This window comes from Acidobacteriota bacterium, from assembly GCA_033549365.1.
In the GTDB taxonomy this organism is placed as follows: Bacteria; Acidobacteriota; Aminicenantia; order Aminicenantales; family Saccharicenantaceae; genus JAWSUF01.
In genome coordinates, this window is record JAWSUF010000004.1 from 178,195 (window position 1) to 198,775 (window position 20,581).

General features: G+C 61.3%; 16 protein-coding genes. All 16 read right to left on the reverse strand.

The annotated features are described in order from the left end of the window. Positions 1-3: 3 nt before the first annotated feature. On the reverse strand, positions 4-753 hold the full coding sequence (locus tag SCM96_08160; GenBank protein ID MDW7760597.1) for an HAD family phosphatase: 750 nt from the start codon (positions 751-753) through the stop codon (positions 4-6). Next, complete coding sequence (tkt, locus tag SCM96_08165; protein ID MDW7760598.1) at positions 750-2,816, reverse strand: transketolase; 2,067 nt, start codon at positions 2,814-2,816, stop codon at positions 750-752. Before tkt ends, SCM96_08160 begins: the two co-directional genes overlap by 4 nt. Beyond that, a complete protein-coding gene (locus tag SCM96_08170) occupies positions 2,813-4,105 on the reverse strand; it encodes a TIGR04283 family arsenosugar biosynthesis glycosyltransferase (GenBank protein ID MDW7760599.1) in 1,293 nt (430 codons plus the stop codon). The genes tkt and SCM96_08170 overlap by 4 nt, the downstream gene beginning before the upstream one ends. A gap of 9 nt (positions 4,106-4,114) precedes the next feature. Continuing rightward, positions 4,115-5,644: a mercuric reductase gene (locus SCM96_08175; protein ID MDW7760600.1), complete on the reverse strand. Its 1,530-nt coding sequence runs from the start codon at positions 5,642-5,644 to the stop codon at positions 4,115-4,117. Next, positions 5,631-6,341: a TVP38/TMEM64 family protein gene (locus SCM96_08180; protein MDW7760601.1), complete on the reverse strand. Its 711-nt coding sequence runs from the start codon at positions 6,339-6,341 to the stop codon at positions 5,631-5,633. Before SCM96_08180 ends, SCM96_08175 begins: the two co-directional genes overlap by 14 nt. Then, positions 6,322-7,287, reverse strand: a complete 966-nt coding sequence (gene arsS, locus SCM96_08185) for an arsenosugar biosynthesis radical SAM protein ArsS (protein MDW7760602.1) — start codon at positions 7,285-7,287, stop codon at positions 6,322-6,324. Before arsS ends, SCM96_08180 begins: the two co-directional genes overlap by 20 nt. Positions 7,288-7,358: 71 nt before the next feature. Then, positions 7,359-8,108 (reverse strand): 6-phosphogluconolactonase, encoded by a 750-nt coding sequence (gene pgl / locus SCM96_08190; protein MDW7760603.1) that lies wholly within the window; start codon positions 8,106-8,108, stop codon positions 7,359-7,361. Further along, positions 8,093-9,544: a glucose-6-phosphate dehydrogenase gene (gene zwf / locus SCM96_08195; GenBank protein MDW7760604.1), complete on the reverse strand. Its 1,452-nt coding sequence runs from the start codon at positions 9,542-9,544 to the stop codon at positions 8,093-8,095. The genes pgl and zwf overlap by 16 nt, the downstream gene beginning before the upstream one ends. 2 nt (positions 9,545-9,546) lie before the next feature. After that, positions 9,547-10,455, reverse strand: a complete 909-nt coding sequence (gnd, locus tag SCM96_08200; GenBank protein MDW7760605.1) for a decarboxylating 6-phosphogluconate dehydrogenase — start codon at positions 10,453-10,455, stop codon at positions 9,547-9,549. A 12-nt stretch (positions 10,456-10,467) separates the two neighbouring features. Next, positions 10,468-11,532, reverse strand: coding sequence for an ROK family protein (locus SCM96_08205; protein MDW7760606.1), 1,065 nt, complete (start codon positions 11,530-11,532; stop codon positions 10,468-10,470). Next, the gene (locus tag SCM96_08210) at positions 11,529-14,183 is read right to left on the reverse strand and encodes a glucosidase (GenBank protein ID MDW7760607.1); all 2,655 of its coding nucleotides are present in this window, start codon (positions 14,181-14,183) and stop codon (positions 11,529-11,531) included. The genes SCM96_08205 and SCM96_08210 overlap by 4 nt, the downstream gene beginning before the upstream one ends. A gap of 34 nt (positions 14,184-14,217) precedes the next feature. Next, entirely contained in the window at positions 14,218-15,033 is an 816-nt protein-coding gene (locus SCM96_08215; protein ID MDW7760608.1) for an SDR family oxidoreductase, read from the reverse strand. Between the two features lie 10 nt (positions 15,034-15,043). Further along, positions 15,044-17,056, reverse strand: coding sequence for an amylo-alpha-1,6-glucosidase (locus tag SCM96_08220; GenBank protein ID MDW7760609.1), 2,013 nt, complete (start codon positions 17,054-17,056; stop codon positions 15,044-15,046). Continuing rightward, positions 17,053-17,262 (reverse strand): hypothetical protein, encoded by a 210-nt coding sequence (locus tag SCM96_08225; GenBank protein MDW7760610.1) that lies wholly within the window; start codon positions 17,260-17,262, stop codon positions 17,053-17,055. Before SCM96_08225 ends, SCM96_08220 begins: the two co-directional genes overlap by 4 nt. 4 nt (positions 17,263-17,266) lie before the next feature. Then, positions 17,267-18,610: a reductive dehalogenase gene (locus tag SCM96_08230; protein MDW7760611.1), complete on the reverse strand. Its 1,344-nt coding sequence runs from the start codon at positions 18,608-18,610 to the stop codon at positions 17,267-17,269. 545 nt (positions 18,611-19,155) lie between these two features. Beyond that, positions 19,156-20,559, reverse strand: a complete 1,404-nt coding sequence (locus tag SCM96_08235) for a mercuric reductase (protein ID MDW7760612.1) — start codon at positions 20,557-20,559, stop codon at positions 19,156-19,158. Positions 20,560-20,581 lie beyond the last annotated feature (22 nt).

Genomic DNA, 20,581 nt, shown 5'->3' on the forward strand with positions numbered 1-20,581 from the left:
ATATCACTCCTGCTCTCGGCTTTCCGTGAACATGCGGCCCACCACATCCATCAACTCGCCGGGATCGTCGACGATCCAACGGCCGTTGAGGACCCGCTCCCCTCGATGAAGCCCCTCTCGGGTGAAAGGCGTCGATACGGCGATGCATCTCATCCCGGCCGCCAGGGCGGACCTGACGCCGTTCGGCGAATCCTCGATGACCAGGCAATCCCGGGCGGCCACTCCAAGTCGCTCGGCCACGAGGCGATAGATCGCCGGGTCCGGTTTGCCGCGGTCGACGTCCTCACGCGACGCAACGGCGTCGAAGATCCGGGTGATATGCAGGATCCCCAGGATCCTCTCGACCTCCGGGCGATAGGACATCGTGGCCAACCCGATCTGGCAACACATCCTCCGGGCCATTTTGAGCAGGGCGATGTTGTGCGGCCATTGATGCCGGCGGACGACCGCAGGGTCGTCGATCATCCTCCGGTAGTGACGCTGGCGGAGCTCGACGAGGACCTGTGAAGGGGATGACACGCCGAGCCCATCCATCAGAAGCCGGGCCTTCTCCTCGAGGCCAAAGCGCTCCACAAGGATGCGGGCGGCCTCCCAGCGATCGAGCCCCACAACGTCCTTGAAGGCCTCGATCACCGAGCTCTCCACCAGCCCGACCGGGAGAAGCTCGACGGCGGCCCGCGCGTACGAGACCGCCTTGAGCTTCTCCGTCTGGACCAGCGTCCCGTCCAGGTCGAAGATCACGGCCCGGATCACGGAACGACCTCCGCCAGAATCTCATGCACCGTTTCGACGATCCTTTCGGCCGTAAACCCGAATCTCCTTTGCAGCGCCTCCAGCGGAGCGGACGCCCCGAAGGTCTCCATCCCGATCGAACGACCGGACGGCCCGACATACTTGGCCCACCCGAGCGTCGAGGCCTGTTCGACGGAGACTCGGGTCGTGACGTCCGGGGGAAGGACGCTTTCCCGATAGGCCCGGCTCTGTTTCTCGAAGAGTTCCCAGGAGGGCATGCTGATCACCCGGGCCACGATCCCTTCCGCCTCGAGCTTCAAGTAAGCGTCAAGGCAGAGTGCGACCTCGCTTCCGCTGGCCATCAACAGCACCTCGGGTTTGCCGGCCCCCGCGCCGGCGAGGACATAGGCTCCCTGGGCGACTCCCGAGGCCGCGCCGTATTTCACCCGGTCGAACGTGGGCAGGTTCTGACGGCTGAGCACGAGGGCTACGGGTTCGTGACGAAGCTGGATGATCAATCTCCAGGCTTCGACCACTTCGTTGGCGTCGGCGGGCCGAAGGACGATCAATCCGGGGACGGCACGCAGGGACGCCAGATGTTCGACCGGCTGATGAGTCGGGCCGTCCTCCCCGACGCCGATGGAATCGTGAGTGAAGATATGGATCACGGGAAGCTCCATGAGAGCGCTGAGCCGCAGCGACGGCCGGCCATAGTCGCTGAAGATAAGGAAGCCCGAGCTGAAAGGCCGGATCTTGGACAATGACAGTCCGTTGAGAACGGCGGCCATGGCATGCTCGCGGATGCCGAAATGAAGATTCCGTCCCGAGTAGCGGCCCGCTTCGAGGTCCCCGGCCCCGGAGAAGGTCAAGCGCGTCCGTGTCGACGGGGCCAGGTCGGCCGAGCCCCCGATCAGCCAGGGGATGTTCTGTGCCAGCGTGTTGAGGACGGCTGCCGAGCTCGCCCGGCCGGCCTGGCCTTTCTCGTCGGCCGGGAACACGGGAAGGCCCTTGTCCCATCCGTCCGGCAGCTGCCGGTGCTGCATCCTGTAGAGGTGATCGGCCCGTTCAGGGTGGGCCTCTCTGTATCGGTCGAACATCGAGAACCAGGTTTCGCGCAGGGCCCGGCCGCGGGTCCCGATGCCCGAAGCGAAATGATCCCTGACCTCGTCCGGGACCAGGAACTTGGCGTCCTCCGGCCAGCCGTAGGCCCGTTTCGTCTGCCTGATCTCGTCCTCGCCCAGCGGTTCGCCATGGGCCGAGGCGCGGTCCTGCTTATGAGGAGAGCCGTAGCCGATATGGCTGTCGACGATGATCAACGTCGGCCTGTCGGAGGGATCCTCGAACGACCGGAACGTCCGGGCTAGAAGCTCCAGATCATTGGCGGAAGTCACCTGGATGACGTCCCACCTGTAAGCCTCGAAGCGACGGCCCACGTCTTCGGAGAAGGCCAGGCTCGTCGGCCCTTCGATGGTGATCTTGTTGTTGTCGTAAATCCAGCAGAGGTTCCCCAGCTTCAGGTGTCCGGCGAGCGATGCGGCCTCGCTGGAAACGCCTTCCATCATGCATCCGTCGCCGGCCAGGGCGTAAACGTTGTAGTCGAACATCGGGAAGCCGGGGCGGTTGAAATATTCGGCCATCCACCGACCCGCTATGGCCATGCCGACGCTGGTGGCCAGCCCCTGCCCCAAGGGGCCCGTCGTCGTCTCGACGCCCGAGGTCCAACGGTATTCAGGATGCCCGGGCGCCTTGCTGTCCAGCTGGCGGAAGCTCTTGATGTCGTCGAGCGTCACTGAGAGCCTGCCGAGGGTTTCGTACTTGGGATTCACGGCTTTGACGCCCGCCAGGTGAAGCAGGGCGTAGAGAAGCATGGAGGCATGGCCCGCCGAGAGGACGAAACGGTCGCGGTTCGGCCAGAGTGGGCTGGCGGGATCGAAGCGCAAGAAATCCCGCCACAGGACATAGGCGACGGGGGCCATGGCCATCGGCGTGCCCGGGTGGCCCGAGTTGGCCGCCTGGACGGCGTCCATGGACAGGGTCCTGATCGTATTGATGCTTTTTTCGACGAGCGTGTCAAGAGGGGTCATGGGTGTCCTCCGCGCCGGTACATTTCCACCAGCTTTTCGGGGGTGACACCCAGAAAATAACCGGCGAAAACGACTTTGTTCGTGATGTTTCTCCGCCAGTATCCGCCGGCATATTTTCGGGATGACGTCAGAACGGGAGGGCGGAGAACAACCGTCCGACCGGCGCGATGAAGGCGGCGGGCGAAGTCCACGTCCTCCATCAGGGGGATGTTTTTGTAACCTCCAAGAAGATGGAAGAGCGAAGCGCGCACGAAAAGGGCCTGGTCTCCGAACGGCAGATGGAAAAGCCGGGTCCTCCAGTTGGCCGTGATCTCGTTGATTTTGAGAAGCGGCGGGCCGGGCTCGAATTTCAGGGCAAAAGACCCTCCGGCGACGAGCGGGTCTTCCAGTGCTCCGCGGACGAGAGCGGCGTGGTTGCCGGGAAGAAGCGTATCGGCGTGGAGAAAAAGCAGGATGGATCCCGAGGCCTCCGCCGCGCCCGCGTTGAGCTGGACGCCGCGGCCCGGCCGGCAGGAGACGATCTTCGCCCCGGCCTTCCGCGCGACGCTCAATGTCTCATCCCGGCTCCCCCCGTCGGCGACAATGACTTCCGTATCGGGCGTCTGGCCGATGGAGTCCAGGGTTCGCTTCAATCGGGGTCCTTCGTTCAGAGTCGGGATGACGATGGACAAAAACCGCCGCTTCGTCCGCTCCCAGACGGGAAGGTCACCGGCGACATCCACATCGGGCAGAGCCGGAAAGGACTTGACGCATAAGCCCAGATCGGCGGCCCTCGCCAGAGTCCCCTCAAGGACCGTCTCCGTCCCCCACGCAAGCCCCCGGAATAATTCCGGATAAAACCTCCGAACACCGATCAGTCCGTACCCGCCGTCGGGAGCGGGAACAAGGACCGTGTCGTTTTCATCCAGGGCTTTCCAGGCGGCGCGGATATGGAAGACCGTGAGTTCGGGGATGTCGGTTCCGATGAGTACGGTTTTTTTGATGCCGTCCATGAAGCTGTCCCGGAAAGCCCGGCTCATCCGGTCTCCGAGGTCCCCGTCGCCCTGCGGGATACAGCGGACATTTTCCCCGAGCCAAGCCGCGGTTTCTGGAACCGATCCGCCGTCGAAGCGAATCTCCAGATCGGCCCTGTGTTTGCCGGACAGGCGGGAAGCCCATTTCAGAGTGTGTTCCGCCATGCTCCGCGAGAGGGATGCGGTCCCGTCTTCGCCGAGTACGGGGATGAGGCGCGTCTTGACTCTCCCGGCGACGGGATAACGGACAAAAACGATCAGCCGCGTCGCGCGCACCGATTTCCCTTACCTTTTCCAGGAAAACCACTTTCCAAGGGCTTTTTTCAGGAAAGGTTTCATCAGGCCGGCGTAATACTGCCCGGAGGCCTGTTTGACGGCATCGGCCTGGGTGGGATAGGGATGGATGACCGAGGCGGCCAGGAGCTTGACCCCCTTGCCGGCGGCCATGACCGCGGTGATCTCACTGATCATCTCCCCGGCATGGCGGCCGACGATCGTTGCGCCCACAATCCGATCCTTCTCCTTCTTGACGTGGATTTTGACAAAACCGTTGTCTTCGCCGTCGAGGACGGCCCTGTCAACGTCTTTGAACGGGCGAACGAATGTCCGGACCTTGATCCCCGCGGCCTGGGCTTCCTTCTCGGACATCCCGACGTGGGCGATCTCGGGGTCGGTGTAGGTGCACCAGGGAATGGTCAGAGATTTCGTCTTCTTGCTTTTCAGGAAAAGGGCGTTCTGAACGACGATCCGGGCCGTCGCTTCGGCTATGTGGGTGAACTTGAAGGGGAAGGCGACGTCTCCCGCCGCGTAGATGCGCCGATTTGTCGTCTGAAGATAACCGTTGACCTTGACGCCGGAGCGCGCATCGAAATCCACGCCGGCCGCTTCGAGATTCAGACCCTCGACGTTCGGAGCCCGGCCGGCACCGACAAGGATTTCTTCGGCCTCGATCATCTCCTCGCGGCCGTCGACCGTGAAATGGATGCGTTTTTTTCCGTTCAAGACCGTCACCTGCGTGATCCGAGCATTGAGTTTGCAGACGATGTCTTCCTCGGCGAAAACGCAGCCCAGGAGCTCCGCTGCATCCCGGTCTTCCCGAGGCAGAAATTGAACGTCCCTCTGGATGATCGTGACCTTCGAACCCAGGCGGCGGAAAGCCTGAGCCAGTTCGCAACCAATCGGCCCTCCGCCGATGACGGCCAGCGACTCCGGTCTTCGGGTCAGCGTAAATACCGTTTCATTGGTCAGAAACCCCGCCTCGGCCAGCCCTGGGATCGGGGGATGAATCGGCTTGGCTCCCGTGGCGATCAGGGCCTTGGCGAATTTCAGGAACTTTCCGCCGACCTCGATCCTGCGTTTGTCGAAGAAGCGGGCCTCCCCAAGGAACACGTCCACGCCCAGGCCTTTAAACCGTTCGGCCGAATCGTGTCCGCTGATCTGCGCCCGAAGGCGCCGCATCCGCTCCATGACTTTGGCGAAGTCGATATCGACAGGACCGCCCGCAACAATCCCGAAATCCGCGGCGTTCCGGATTTCGGCCGCGGTCCGGGAGGAACGGATGACGGCTTTGGAGGGCACACAGCCATAGTTCAGGCAGTCGCCACCCATCAGAGCTTTCTCGATGAGTGCCACCCTGGCCCCCACCGCGGCGCCCCCGGCCGCCGCGACCAGTCCCGCGGTGCCGGCGCCGATGACCACGAGGTTATAGCTCGAGGCCGGCTCCGGGTTCACCCAGGATGGGGGATGGGCGTTGGCGATCAGAACGTTATCGTGCGCGTCGCCGGGAACGACATGAAACGGTTTAGATTCGGGCATTTTGACCCTCCTTCTCTCTGAGTTTTTTTCGGGCCTCCCGGACAAGAACCGCGAGTAGGGCCGCCACGGCCACGAGGACAAAAACCAGAACCCAGGGAATTCTTCTTTGGGCGACGGCGGTCGACACGGCATCCGAGCCCACGACGTAGAGGACCGTTCCCGGCAACATGCACAGCCAGGACCAGAAGACATAGGTCCGGAAGCGGACATGGGTCAGCCCGAAACCGAAATTGAGAAGATTGAACGGAAAGAGCGGCACGAGGCGGGTGATGGCGACGATCGCGGCCCCATGGTCTCTTGTCAGGCGGTCGAGCGATTGAAACTTGGCGTTCGTTTCGAATCGACGGGCGACGGAGTCTCTGGCGATATGCCGGGCGATCAGGAAGGCCAGGGCGGCGCCGATTGTCGAGCCGGCGCTGACGACGGCGATACCGCGGACGGAACCGAAAAGGACGCCGGCCACGACGGTCACGGCCGAACCCGGAACGGCCAGGACCACGGCCGCAATATAGATCAGAATATAAACGAAAGGTCCCCAACCGCCGAGAGCCAGAATCCAGGCCCGAAGTTCGCCGACGCGGCCGCCGAGGTCGAAAACGCGGGCCAGGACAATCAAGGCCAGAAGAACGGCGAAGAGGGCGATGGGTTTGGCGAGGCTCGGCTTTTTCGAGCCTGTTTCAGTTCTTTCCGGCGGCAAGCGCGCCTCCGCAGGAGGATCCGAATCCGGCCGTGCAGCCGAAACAGTGATCTCCGGTCCGAATTTTTCTTGCGGCATACCTTTCCGGTTCGAAATGTTCGATCTTGCGGGGCAACCCGCCGCCGATGGGCAGTCCGAGGACCATGTTGAAATCGCAGTCATAAAGGGTTCCATCCCAGCCGATACTGATTTGACGGCGGCACATCAGATTGTCGACTGTCCGGCAATTGAACCTGTCGTGGAGGAGTTTCATGTACTCTCCATCCTTCATCTCCTGTTTCAGAGTCTCCCAGAATCGCCCGAGGGGCATGTTGGTGATCGTCAGAAGTTCCGTAAAGGCGATGCCGAATCGGCTGTCGAGTTCCCGGCGGTAGTCCTTTTCGAGTTCGAACTGGTTCGGCGGAAGAAATGGTCCGCCGGGATTATAAACGAGTATCAAGGGCAGCTCCGGCGATCGGCCGTAACCGCGAGCATTGAGCCGGGTCAGCATTTCGACGCTCTTCCCGTAGACGCCGCGGCCTCTCTGTGCGCAGACGTTCTCTTCGAGATAGCAGGGAAGGGAGGCGACGAGACGGACACGGTTTTCTTTCAGGAATTCCGGCAGGTCCTCCAAGCCCGGCTCTGACAGCACCGTGAGGTTCGTCCGGAGTTGGACTGCATTCCCGCTTTCACGAAGCGCCCGGATGAAATCCCTGATCTGCGGGTGGAGTTCGGGAGCGCCTCCCGTAATGTCGACCAGTTCCGGCTTCACACGATCGGCCGCCGAAAGCACGGTCCTCATGACGGGCCGGGACATGGACTCCCACCGTTCCGGACCGCATTCCAGATGGCAGTGACGGCAGCTCAGATTGCACTTGAGCCCGACATTGACTTGGATGATGCCGATCCCGGCGGCGGTGAGATCCGATCGGCATTCGGATTGAACGCGGGTTGCAAAAGAGCTCATTTCGCTTTTTTCCTGAAGTTTCGATCATGAATTTATCGGAATCCCGATCATATTTGTATATATTAGTCGATTTATCTCTTCGTGGCAACAAACCATGTCGATCCCGCCCGTGTTCGGACTCGGGCTGCGGGAAATCGCCGCCGGGCTTCATCGGGATTCCGGAGGAGGAGGTCGACCACCCCGGCTTTTTCCGGACCCGCGGCAAGAACAAAGGCGTATCGGGAAACGATAATGGGAGGCAGAGTGAGCGTGATCCTCTTCCGCGGGGTCATGGCGCCGGGCGCCGTTACGCTTCGGACCCACCGTGTTCGCTCTTCGAGGACGGGGTCTTCAGGAAACAGCGAGGCCGTGTGACCGTCCGCCCCGACGCCGAGCAGAAACACATCAAAAGTCTTCTCCGGGGTGTCCCTGTCGCTTGACTCAAAGAATTTTCTCAGGATCTTCTCGTACGCAAGCGCGACTTCGGCGGGCGGCCCGATATCGACAGGCATGGGGTGGACATTTACAGCCGGGACGGGAATTCTTGAAATCAGAGTATCATGAGCCATGCGATAGTTGCTTGCCTGATCCGTCTTGGGAACCCAGCGCTCGTCTCCCCAAAAGAGATGAGTCCGGTCCCAGGGGATCCGCTTTTGATAATGCGCGGCGAGACATTCGTAAAGCCCTCGCGGAGTCGAACCTCCGGCGAGGGCGAGGGTGAATCGTTCCCGATTCCGGACGGTCTCGACGGCGACTTCGGCGAGGCGTTCGGCCAGGGCCCGATTTGCGTTGTCGAGCCGGTCGAATCGTAAGACTTCGGCATCCCTCACGTATTCAACCATGACTGTCCGTCCCGGACGATCAGCGCGTCGGCCTCGGCCGGTCCCCAGGAGCCCGCTTGATAAAAGGACGGGAGAGAGCGTTTTTCAAGCAGAGGCGCATAGAGTCTCCATGACGTTTCCACCTCGTCCGATCTGACAAAGAGGGTTGGGTCGCCGGTGAGGACATCCCTGAGGAGTGTCTGATAGGCTTCCGGCAATTTCCCGAAGGCCTCGGCATAACGAAAACGCAGGTCTTCGGTCCTCAGTCGCAAGGGCTCTCCGGGTTCCTTGATATCAAAAAAGAGACGAAACCCCTCATCGGGCTGGACCGAGATCACCAGCCGGTTGGGCTCGATCCGGCAACCGCCGGAAGACTTGAACATACAGACGGGGGGGCGCCGGAAGTTTACGGCGATCCGGGTCAAGCGGCGGGCCAGGCGTTTTCCGGTCCGGAGGAAAAAGGGAACGCCCTGCCACCGCCAGTTGTCGATTCGGACTCGAATGGCCACATAGGTTTCCGTGATGGAATCCGCACGGACACCCGGTTCTTCCCGGTAACTCCTGGCGGCATGTCCGTCGATCTCCCCGGTGGTGTATTGGCCGAAGACCGCGGATTCCGGCTCCAGGGGCCCGATGGACTGGAGGACCTTGAGTTTCTCGTTCCGGATCGACTCCGGATCGAAGAGGGCCGGCGGTTCCATCGCGACAAGGGCCAGGAGCTGCGTCAGGTGGTTCTGGATGATGTCGCGCAAGGCTCCCGCGCCGTCATAATAGCGGGCCCGATCTTCGACGCCGATCGTCTCGGCGGCGGTGATTTCCACGCTGCCGATCCTGTCCCGGTTCCACAGCGATTCGAAGATGGTGTTGGCGAACCGGAACACGAGAAGGTTTTGGACCGTCTCCTTTCCGAGGTAGTGGTCGATGCGGAAGATCTGAGGTTCATCGAAATACTTGAAGATCAATCTGTTTAAATCCCCGGCTGTGGCTCCGTCCCGGCCGAACGGTTTTTCAACGACGAGCCGGGTCCAGCCGTGGCTTCTGTTCAGGCCCGAGTCGCCGATGTGCCGGATGGCGTCGGGGAAAAGGGGTGGGGGGAGTGCGAGATAAAAGGTCCGGTTTCCCGGCAAACGATACGTCTTTTCAAGATCCGCGATGCGCGAAGACAGAACGGCGTTGCCGGCGGAAGAAAGGTCCACCGGTTGATAGTGAATGCAGGCGGAGCACCAGGCCCCGGCTTCAGCCTTGGAAAAGCCGGCCTGCGTCAGAGCTTCCGTGGTTTTTTTTCGGAAACCGTCATCGCCGATGTCTTTGGAGCCGACCCCGAGAATTCGACAGGTCTTTTCAAGGTGGGCTTGCCGGATCAATTCGTACAGGGCCGGGATGAGCTTTTTTTGGGCCAGATCCCCGGTCGCCCCGAAGATCACGAAAACATGAGGATCGATCGTTTTGTCCGCCACGGCTATTCCTTCTTTTTAATCTCGTGGCCGCCGAACTTTTTCCGAAGGACGGCCAGAACCCTGTCCGCAAAGCCGAAGCTGTCCTGCGAGTGGAAACGCTGCATGAGAGAAAGAGTGATGACCGGCGCCGTTTGACCTTGCTCGATCGCCTCCATCACGGTCCAACGTCCCTCTCCGGAATCGGAGACATAAGGCAAAACGGCGTCCAAACCATGATCTTCAGCAAGGGCTTCCGCCGCGAGGTCGAGGAGCCAGGATCGGACGACGCTCCCGAATCGCCAGATCTCGGAGATTCGGTGGAGATCCAAGTCGAACTCGGTTTTGCCTTTCATGAGGGCGTAACCCTCCGCATAGGCCTGCATCAGCCCGTATTCGATGCCGTTGTGGATCATTTTGACGAAATGACCGGCCCCGGAAGGTCCGACATGTCCCCAGCCCTTATCCGGGGCGGGGGCCAGAGTTTCGAAGATGGGACGGAGATGCCGAACGGCATCTTCTTCGCCGCCGATCATCAAACTGTAGCCTTCCTTGAGGCCCCAGATCCCCCCGCTTGTCCCGCAGTCCACATAATGGATCTTCTTCTCCCGCAGCTCCAAAGCCCTGCGCATCGTGTCCTTGTAAAAGGAGTTGCCGCCGTCGATGATGACGTCGTCGGGCGCCAGCATCGGGACAAGGGTTTCAAGGGTCTCGTCAATGGGCTTTCCTACGGGGATCATGATCCAGATCACCCGCGGCGGAGCCATGTGTGACACGAGATCCTCCAGGGAAGAGGCTCCGACAATGCCTTTTTTCTCGGCGGCTTCGATCGTCTCGGCATGGCGGGCGTAACCGATGACCCGGTGACCTCCGGCTGCAAGTCGTTCGGCCATGTTGCCGCCCATGCGGCCGAGTCCGATGACGGCAAGTTCCATGATTCTCCTCCTTTATGTTCTCTCCCGGGCCAGGGCGGCCGCTCCGATGGTCCCGGCCTGTGTCCCCAATGCCGCGCGGACGATCATCAGCCCTTCCGACGCCGCTTCGAGAGCCCGGCTGCGGACGGTCTTCTCAATAATAGAGATCATTTCGGGGAGCCCCTCGATGACACCGCCGCCGAGGACAAGGCGACAGGGGTTGAAAGCATTGACGACGCCGACTAGACCTTGGCCGAGGAGGTCCGCCGTTTCCTCGATCAGCCGCCGGGCCAGGGCGTCTTGTGCACCGAACGCCCGGGCAACGGTCTCCGCCGTGATGTCTTCGACGCTTCCGGCCAGGGAGACCAGGCGTTGTCCCGCGACCGGGTCGGAGCGGACTGAGGCCTGCGCTCGTTCGGCGATGGCCCAGCCGCCCGCGTAGGCTTCCAGGCAGCCGTGGTTGGGGCAATGGCATTTCCTCCCGTCCCGGACGATGACCATATGACCGAGCTCTCCGGCGGCGTTCCCGCAGCCTTCGAGGACCCGGCCGCCGCTGACGACCCCCCCGCCAATGCCCGTTCCGACGAAGACGACAACCAGATCGTCGGTGCCCCGTCCGGCGCCATGACGCCATTCCCCCCAGAGGGCGGCTCGCACGTCGTTGATGACGGCAACGGGCAACCCGGTTTTGGCTTCGAGAAGCGATTTGAGAGGAACATCGGTCCAGCCGAGGTTCGGAGAGGCCCGGACGACGCCCTCTTTGTCGACTTGGCCGGCAACGCCGATGCCCAGGGCTGTGGCCCGCCCGGCACCCTTGTCCAGGCACTTATCGATGCAGTTGACGATATCGTCGATGATCCTTTTCGGCCCGCGGTCCGGATGAGTCGGCTCTCGATGGGAGGACAGGACCCGGCCCCGTTCATCGATAAGGGCCGTCTCGACTTTTGTCCCTCCCAGGTCTATGCCGAGAGTTTTTATCTCTTTCATCGTCCGCCTTTCAAAAATGACGGAAAACTGCAGGTCGTAATTCGGTTGCATGATTCCCTGGAGAAACAAATCCGACGGCATGATTTTAGGATATTGAATGGGAGCATTCAACCGGTCTCCTTGATGAGGTTGGCGATCAGGGCCGTCCAGCCTGTTTGATGAGAGGCTCCGATCCCCCTGCATGTGTCTCCATGGAAATGTTCGTAGAAAAGGACCAGATTCCGAAAATAGGGGTCGTCGGCATAACGGGTCTCACGGCCGTGGATCGGGCGGCGGCCTTTGTCGTCTTCGAAAAAGATGCTGCAAAGCCGATGGGCCAGCCGGCGGGCGACCTCTCCCAGCTCGGCTGTCTGCCCCGACCCTGTGGGGCACTCAACCTGAAAAGAATCGCCGAAATAGTGTCCGAATAGCTTGAGAGATTCGATCAGAAGATAGTTGGTCGGCATCCAGATCGGGCCCCGCCAGTTGGAGTTTCCTCCAAAGAGAGAGCTTGTCGATTCCCCCGGCTCATAGGGGATGCTGAAGCGACCACCGGGCAGGGACAGCGAAAAGGGGCGATCCCGATGTTCTTTGGATAGGGACCGAATGCCGCCCGGGGCCAGAAATTCCTTTTCGTCCAGAACCCGTTTGAGGATGCGGGCGAGGTGATCCCTCTTGAGCAGGGAGAAGAGGATCGTCTCGACGCCGGAGATCTCTTCGACGACGAGGCTCTTGTCCAGGGCCTTGCGGTTCTCGCGGAACCAGCGCAGCCGCTTCGCGAATCCCGGGAACTTCGTCAAAATGGAGGAATCCATGACGGCCACGGCATACAGAGGGATGATGCCGACGAGAGACCGGATTTTCAGCTCGATCGAGCGGCCGTCGTCGGAGTGGACGGCGTCGTAGAAGAAACCGTCCTCTTCATTCCAGAGCCGGACCCGGTCTTCGCCGCCCCAGCTGTTGAAAGCTTCGGCGATGTGAGCGAAGTGTTCGAAGAACTTGGAGGCCACGTCCTCATAGGCCGGATCGGTCGCGGCGATCTCCAGGGCGATGACCATCATATTCAATGCGTACATCGCCATCCAACCTGTGGCGTCGGCCTGCTCGAGATGCCCGCCCGTCGGCAAAGGCCGGCTTCGGTCGAAGATTCCGATGTTGTCGAGGCCCAGGAACCCGCCTTGGAAGATGTTGCGCCCTTCGAGGTCTTTGCGATTGACCCACCATGTGAAGTTGAGCAGGAGTTTGTGGAAGGTCCGTTTCAGGAATGCGACGTCTCCTCGCCCCGTCATCTCCCTTTCGATTTCGTAGACGCGCAGGCAGGCCCAGGCATGGACGGGAGGATTGACATCTCCGAGGGCCCACTCGTAGGCCGGGAGCTGGCCGTTCGGATGCATATACCATTCCCTCAGAAACAGAATGAGCTGTCTCTTGGCATCGTGGGGGTCGATCAGGGCGAGAGAGACACAGTGAAAAGCGAGATCCCATGTCGCATACCAGGGGTATTCCCACTTGTCGGGCATGCTGATGACATCGCGATTAAAGAGATAGGGCCAGTCGGCGTTCCGACCCCGCTTTCTGGATTCCGGCGGCCGGGGCTGCCCGGGGTCGCCCCGGAGCCAGGTTTCGATCTCGTAGTTGTAATATTGTTTCGACCACAGGAGTCCGGCGAAGGCCTGGCGTTGGACGAGAGCCGCATCGGGACCGGCGCCGGGCGGAACAAAAGGCGCATAAAACGCATCCGCCTCGGACAGCCGGGCTTTGAGAACGGCTTCGGTATCGTGGAAAGGGTCGTCTTCGGAATTCTGAGCGGCGAATCTCAACCAGATCGTCCGATCCCCGCCGGCCGGAACGGTGAGTCGGTAGACAAAGGCGGCCTTTGTCCCTTCTTTAGAGTCCGGCGGGTTCGGCGGTTGGCCGTGGACGATGATAGAGTGGAAGGCGTCTTTCGTCCGAGGACTCGGATTATTGACGCCGAAGAGCCGCTCGTAGTTGGTCTCGTTTTCCGTGAACAGGACGTCATCCGCGCTCTGCCCGAAGAGGAACGTGCGGCCCAGCGTCTCGTGTTCGGCCCGGAGGGCCCGGACGTTCCCGCCGGCAGGGATCTCTCGAATGGAAGGCTTCTTCTTGATCTTGCCGAAGGACCAGGTGTTCCGGAACCAGAGCGTGGGAAGCACGGTGATCTCTGCCGCCTCGGCTCCGCGATTGAAGACGGCGATCTTGATGAACATGTCATCGAATTCCCGCTTGGCGTACTCCACGAAGACGTCGAAATAGGCGTTGTGGTCGAAAAGGCCGGTGTCGAGCAGCTCGTATTCGGGCTCGGTCTTCGACCGCCTACGGTTCTCAGCTCTGAGCTCTTCATAGGGGAACCGCTCATGGGGATATTTGTAGAGATATTTCATGTAAGAATGGGTCGGCGTGTTGTCCAGATAATAATAGAGCTCTTTGACGTCCTCGCCGTGATTGCCCTCGTTGCCGGTCAGGCCGAACAGCCTCTCCTTCAGGATCTCGTCCTGCCCGTTCCAGAGCGCCAGAGCGAAACAGAGGTCCTGGTTGATGTCCGAAATGCCGGCGATCCCGTCTTCTCCCCAACGGTAGGCTCGGGACCGGGCATGGTCGTGCGGGAAGTCCTCCCAGGCCGTCCCGTTTTCACTGTAGTCTTCTCGGACCGTGCCCCATTGCCGCTCGCTCAGATAGGGGCCCCATTTCTTCCAAAAAACCCGGTGCTCATTGTTGTCTGCGAGCCGCTTCCTTTCCGCTCCCCCAGCTTTTCCTTCGGCCATCGGTCTATCTCCTTCGCTCCGCCGGACGCTCTCCTCACCCTCCCGAGGTAAAGCCCGGATAAAGGGTCATGCCGCCGTCGACGAAGATCGTCGTTCCGTTGACGTAGTCCGAGTCGTCGCCGGCCAGCCAGACCGCGGCGGCCGCGATGTCGCCCGGTTCTCCGAGCCGCCCGTACGGGATCAATTTCATCATCCCCTCGCGCCCCTCCGGCGTCGACCAGGCGGAACGGTTGATCGCGGTCTTGACAGCCCCGGGTGCGATGCTGTTGACGCGGATCTTGTGAGGGGCGAGCTCCTGGGCCAGCGTCTTCATGAGGAGGAGGACACCGCCCTTGGAAGCGGCGTAGTTGGCGTGGTTGGCCCAGGGAATGATCTCGTGGACCGAGCTGATACAGATGATCTTTCCCGCCGCCGAGGAGATCTCCGGCTGAACGCCCCGGCGCAGGAACTCGCGGGCCGCCTCCCGGGCACAGAGGAACTGCCCGGTGAGGTTGATGTCGATCACTTTCTGCCAATCCGCGAGGCTCATCGAAACGACCGGGGAATCCTTCTGGATGCCCGCGTTGTTGACGAGGATGTGGACGGTGCCGAAGCGTGCGATCGCGGCTTGGAACATGCGGGCGACCTGGTCCTCCCGGCTGACGTCCGCCTGGAACGTCATGGCCTGGCGGCCCTCTTTCGTGAGGTCGACGGCCATTTGCTCCGCGGGCTCGCGCCGGGTGCCGTAGTTGATGACCACGTTGGCCCCGGCCCGGGCCAGGGCCATGGCGACGCTTTGGCCGATCCCCGAGCTCGCTCCGGTGACGACCGCGGTTTGACCCGACAATCTCTCAGACAGGGTGTTTTCCACCGTTAGCTCCTTAAGATCGCGTTCCCGGCTCAAATGTGTCCAGCGCCTCGAGAAGGGTCCCCACAGACCAGGCTTGGGCGAAGCAACCGCCGGGCGCGTGCGGCGAATCGCCGTCCACGACCTCCGAGATATGGCCGAGGCCGGCTTCGGACAGATGCCGGAACAGGGGGGCGATCTGATGGCGCAAGACGCGCCCCGTGGGGCGGGGCTTTCCGTAGGCATAGGCATAGGCCTGAAGATAAGGCCCGATCAACCACGGCCAGGCCGTGCCCTGATGATAAGCGGAATCTCTCTCAACGGGGTCCCCACGATAGCGGGGCCGATAATCCGGATGGTTTCGGTCAAGAGTCCTCAGCCCCAGAGGCGTCAGGAGGTGCTTTTTGACGGAGGCGAGCATGTGACGCGCCCGCGTCCGGCTCAGCAGAGGAAAAGGCAGGGCCGCGGCGAAGATCTGGTTGGGCCGGATGGTCGCGTCCTTGTTCGGGCCGTCGACGACATCGTAAAGGCATTTCTCTTCGGGATTCCAGAACCGGCGGACGAATTCCCGGCGCGTTTGTCGCGGGTCGAGAGGGAGGGACGGAGCCTTCTTCAGCCGGCTCTTGAACCGCTCGAGAATGAAGAGGACGTTGATCCACAGGGCGTTGACCTCGACCGGCTTACCGAAGCGCGGGGTGATCACCTTGTCGCCGACCTTGGCGTCCATCCAGGTCAGCTGTGTTCCCGGCCCGCCCGCCGCAAGCAGACCGTCCGCGGCGACCCTGATCCCGAATCTCGTCCCTTTGATGTGTTCCGAGGCGATCTCGTCCAGCCGGGGGGATATCTCCTCCAGGAAGGCTAGATCTCCGGTTTTTTCGAAGTACTTGTGAAGAGCGACGACGAACCACAGGGTCCCATCCGCCGAATTGAATTCCGGTGGTTGCCCTCCGTCCGGAAAAAGATTGGGGATCATCCCCCGGTCGATGAACGAAGCGAAGGTCCTCAGGACAGCCTTGGCCTCGTCATACCGGCCCGTGGCCAGGGCCAAGCCGGGCAAGGCGATCATCGTGTCCCTGCCCCAGTCCGTGAACCAGGGGTAGCCGGCGATGACCGTCTCGGACCGGGTGGATTCACGCTTCACGATGTGCTCGTCGGCGGAGAGGACGAGCCGAGCCCGTTCGGGGGACAGGGCCCCGGCTTGATGGGCCAATAACTCCTCTTTCCTCCTCACGAACGTTACGAGGCTTGCAGGCGCCTCTCCCCCCAGCTCGAACGGAGGGACCGGCGTGTCCGTCGAAAGCCTCAGGAAAAGCGGAGTGCCGGGCGAAAGGTCCGTCTCAATGAAGCCGGGGCTGAAAAGGTCCTCCTGGAAATCGAGCCCCCGCTCCCGCTCCAAGGCATATTCCGTGCGGTAGTACCAGTCGCTTTCGGGATGGAACGATCCCTGGGACCAAGCGACAAAATAGGGAACGGCGTCGGGGGAGGATCGAACGTCCAAATGGAATTCTTCTCGGCGGATCAAGTAACGATCCGGGTCATCCGAAGCTCGCTGCATCCCGTGATAATCCCGGTCGTTCAGCATGGGACGAAGGCGTATTCGGAGACTCTCTTTCCCATGCCATGCATATCGGATGAACGTCGTGTTCCTGCCGTGCTCCATCCAGATGGCTTTCGTCAGGGGGGCTCCACCCACCTCGTAGGAAAAAAGAGGATGGAATTTGAAATCGAAAGAAGTGAGATAGACGTGTCCTTGGGGATGGATCACGCCGGGATACTGGTGGACGCCGAGCTCGAACGACCTCTCCCCGAGAATGACCGTCTCATCGACGGAACTCACGAGGATGCGTCTCTGGACCGGCGGGTGCAGGGAGGCCACGAGGAGGCCATGATAGCGGCGCGTGTTCAGCCCGATCACGGACGAGGAGGCAAAACCCCCGATGCCGTTCGTGACCAGCCATTCCTTACCATGTGCGGCGCCGATGTCGTGAAGGACGTCCGGTCCGAACCGGAAGGAAAGCGGGCCCGGCGCGGCGCCGCGTTCGCTCATGAGGCCTTGTGCGAAGAGCGGGCCCGGCCTTTCAACCAGAGGCCCGCGCCCACGACCAGGCTGACGACGAAGACGATGAGAGAGATCGTGAAAGCCCGGCTCTCGAGCTCTTTCCAGGACCCGATGGCGACTTCGGCCCAGAAGGCAAGCCAGAGGAGCCAGAGGCCGCGCGTCAGCCAATGAAGCCAGTTTTTCCGGCGATTCATGACCTTAACCTTTCCTCGGCCGGGTATCGATCCCGTATTCGGGAATATCCAGCGTCCACCATTCGGCCGCATCGCGTTGCCGGCCGTAGCCGAAAGCCTTGTCCATGGTCGTAAAAAAGCCGCTGAGCGCGGGAATCTTGGCGCCGGCGGTTTTGACGATCTCGTGGATCATGGTCTTGTCCTTTTTGGACCAGGGACAGACGCCGACGCAGATGCTGCATCCCGAGACCGATTCCTGCCAGTAGGCGAAGCACTTGGGTTCATCCTCGAACCAGGCCTTATGGCCGGGATTGTTCCATTCCCCCTTGACTTCAAACGACGGTTCGTCGTCGAAGGACAGGGCTCGGGGGTGGCACGCCTCCGCGCAGCGTTTGCAGATCCTGCAAAATTCAAGCAACCCGAAATCGATGGGTTTATCGACAGCCAGGGGCAGATCGGTCAGGACCTTGGCCAGACGGACGTTGGGTCCGTATTCGGGAGTGACGAGCCGGTTGGTTCGGCCCAGCTCGCCGAGGCCGGCATCGACGGCGATGGCCACGCTGGAACCCAAGTCATTGACGCTCGGAATGGCGACATAGCCCAATCCGCGGATGAATTCAGCGAGGGATGCGACCAGGAATTCCGCCCGGCTGTAGCCGAGCGACGCCCCGGCACTGCCGACGGCGGTGGGGGAGCACTGAATGTTATCGAGAGATTGATGGATGCTCACGGCAACGGCGTATCGGCAGGCATCGGGAATGACGAGTTTTTCGGAGGTGTCGTAAGGCTCATCGACGGGCTCGAAGACGATATCCCGGCCCATCTCCCGGGAATGGATATGCCGGCGGTCCAGGATCGCGATCCCCGTGGTCGCCGCCCCGAAATAGCGGGCGGCTTGTTTGATAATCCGGGCCGCCTCTTCCGGGGTTCCTTGGTACCTGTCGAAACCGCGGTCGGCCGGTGAAGGTATGGATCGGCGCGTCCAGGATCGGAGGCCTCGATTCAATCCGCCCGCCCTCGAGACCGTCCAAGCGGCGTCGGCCAGAGCATGGTCCTGGAGACGGTAGCCGGGCTTGTTTTCCCGATAGTAAAGCTGCTCCAGCTCCAGACTCCGGACCCTCAGTTCCTTGGCATTGTCCAGGCCGTAGTACTTGATGAATGACCCAAAGACGTTTTTCGAAGCATCGAATCGGGAATAGACATCGTCCTGGATGGGCAGTTTCGGGCTGTCGATCTCCTTGACCCACCAGGGGCGTCCGTGGGGTCCGGTGCGCGAGACGAACCCTTCATTCCCCTGAAACGGCCGTCCCGCCCCGAGTGCCAACCCCGCGCTTCCGATCCCATACTTGAAAAAATCTCTTCTTTGCATCGCAAACTCCTTTGAGGAGAATTCCCGCGCTCGCTCACAGGAGGGTGCCGGGTGGACAATCCTAGAAACGCGGATAAGGCTTTTATACCGGCATCCGGAAACCCCTGTCAAGGCGATAAAATTGATTTCTTCTTTGTTTATTGTGATAATCTCCTTCCAGGATGTCAGCCGATGAAAATCTCGATATGTTGAGATTGAGAAACGTCAGCAAGTCTTTTGGCGGAGTCCGGGCCGTCCGATCGATCGATCTCGAGGTCGCGGCGGGCCGGACGACGGTTCTGATCGGTCCGAGCGGATGTGGAAAATCAACCGTTCTGCGTCTTGTCATGGGACTTGTTTTGCCGGATGCCGGCGTGATCTCATTGCTGGATGAGACGATCTCGCGCGAGACGGTTTTGCAGCTGCGCAGAAAGATGGGCTATGGCATCCGGGCGGTCAAGGTTCCCGCCTGCGGAAATGTGATTCTCGGGATGGCCCTTTTGGCCCAGCGGCTGTTCGATCTTGTGGAAAGAATCGTGGTGCCGAAGGGCCTGCGCCTGGGATCTTTATCTTTGCCGAGTCTGCGGCGCCGCAAAAAGGTTATTAAACGACTCGGCCAGGGTGGGATGCGCGAAAATCCCGTCCCGGATGGATGGATAAGGCACGCCGCCCATCATGGCCATCTGCAGGGCCGCCATGACTTCGCCGCCATCCATGCCCAGAATCGCCGCTCCCAGGATCTGCTCCGTCTCGGGATCCACGATGACCTTCATCGCTCCCCGCGTCTCGCCGGTTTCGATGGCCCGCGCAACATGCGCCATCGGCATTTCGGCCACGAGATATCGGCGTCCGTTTTCGCGGACTTCCTTCTCGGTCAGGCCGATCCGTCCCAATTGGGGATCCATGAAAACCGTGTAGGGGACGAACCGGCCGTTCGTGTCGGCCTTGCCTTCCTGCAGCAGGTTGGTCCGGAGAATGCGGAAATCGTCATAGGAGATGTGTGTAAACGCCGGTCCGCCCTTGACGTCTCCTGCAGCGAAGACGCCTTCCGCCGAAGTCTCCAGCCGCTCGTTCACTTTGATGTATCCCCGCCGGTCCAACTCGATGCCCGCAGTCTCAGGATCCAGCATATCGGTGTTGGGGACTCTCCCAGCAGCCGCCAGGAGGTGGCTTCCGATCAGGCGGCTCTCGCCGGAAGGCGCGCGCAGCGTGAGCTCGATCCGTCCGCGGGAGCCGCGACTCACTCCGAGCGGCTCGGTTTCAGTTAAAACATTCACGCCGTCTTCCTGCAGGATTTCCAGGATTTTCCGGGCGATGTCCTCGTCTTCACGGGGCAACAGCTGCTTGCCCCGCTGCACGAGGGTGACCCGGCTGCCAAAGCGCCGGAACATCTGTCCGAATTCCACGCCGATATAGCCGCCGCCGATCACCAACAGGTGTTCCGGGACCGTATCCAGTTCCATGATCGACGTGGAATCCAGGGCACCCACCCCATCCAGACCGGGCAACGAAGGTATCCGGAGACGGGTCCCCGTATCGATGATGATCGTGTCCGCCGAAAGCGTCCGGGTTCCGCCGTCGTTCAGGCGAATTGCCACCCTGCCCGGAGCCGTGAAACGGGCCTGCCCCATGATGAGATCCAGTCCCTCTGTTTTTTTGATGCGCTGCCGGGATCCCTCGTGAAAGCTCGCGACGATGTCCCGTTTTCGTTTGCGCACGGCTTCCATATCCACTTCAACCCGTCCGGTCTTCACCCCGTAATCTCCGGCTCGGCGCGCCATATCCGCCGCCCGCGCACTTGCGACCATCGTCTTTGTCGGAGTGCACCCTTCATTGATGCACGTTCCGCCGACGTGGGCGCGTTCGATCAGGGCCGTCTTCCAGCCGGCTGCGGCCATGGCCATGGAAAGGGGGGTCCCGCCCTGGCCGGATCCGATCACGATGGCTCTGTATTTTTCAATGGGGGTCATGCTTTGCTTTTCCTTTTCATGA

Excerpts from the sequence above, each read along its gene's own strand:
- SCM96_08230 (MDW7760611.1), bottom strand. The coding sequence starts at position 18,610 with ATGCAAAGAAGAGATTTTTTCAAGTATGGGATCGGAAGCGCGGGGTTG.
- SCM96_08235 (MDW7760612.1), bottom strand. The coding sequence starts at position 20,559 with ATGACCCCCATTGAAAAATACAGAGCCATCGTGATCGGATCCGGCCAG.
- tkt (MDW7760598.1), bottom strand. The coding sequence starts at position 2,816 with ATGACCCCTCTTGACACGCTCGTCGAAAAAAGCATCAATACGATCAGG.
- SCM96_08225 (MDW7760610.1), bottom strand. The coding sequence starts at position 17,262 with ATGAATCGCCGGAAAAACTGGCTTCATTGGCTGACGCGCGGCCTCTGG.
- SCM96_08220 (MDW7760609.1), bottom strand. The coding sequence starts at position 17,056 with ATGAGCGAACGCGGCGCCGCGCCGGGCCCGCTTTCCTTCCGGTTCGGA.
- arsS (MDW7760602.1), bottom strand. The coding sequence starts at position 7,287 with ATGAGCTCTTTTGCAACCCGCGTTCAATCCGAATGCCGATCGGATCTC.
- gnd (MDW7760605.1), bottom strand. The coding sequence starts at position 10,455 with ATGGAACTTGCCGTCATCGGACTCGGCCGCATGGGCGGCAACATGGCC.
- SCM96_08210 (MDW7760607.1), bottom strand. The coding sequence starts at position 14,183 with ATGGCCGAAGGAAAAGCTGGGGGAGCGGAAAGGAAGCGGCTCGCAGAC.
- pgl (MDW7760603.1), bottom strand. The coding sequence starts at position 8,108 with ATGGTTGAATACGTGAGGGATGCCGAAGTCTTACGATTCGACCGGCTC.
- SCM96_08175 (MDW7760600.1), bottom strand. The coding sequence starts at position 5,644 with ATGCCCGAATCTAAACCGTTTCATGTCGTTCCCGGCGACGCGCACGAT.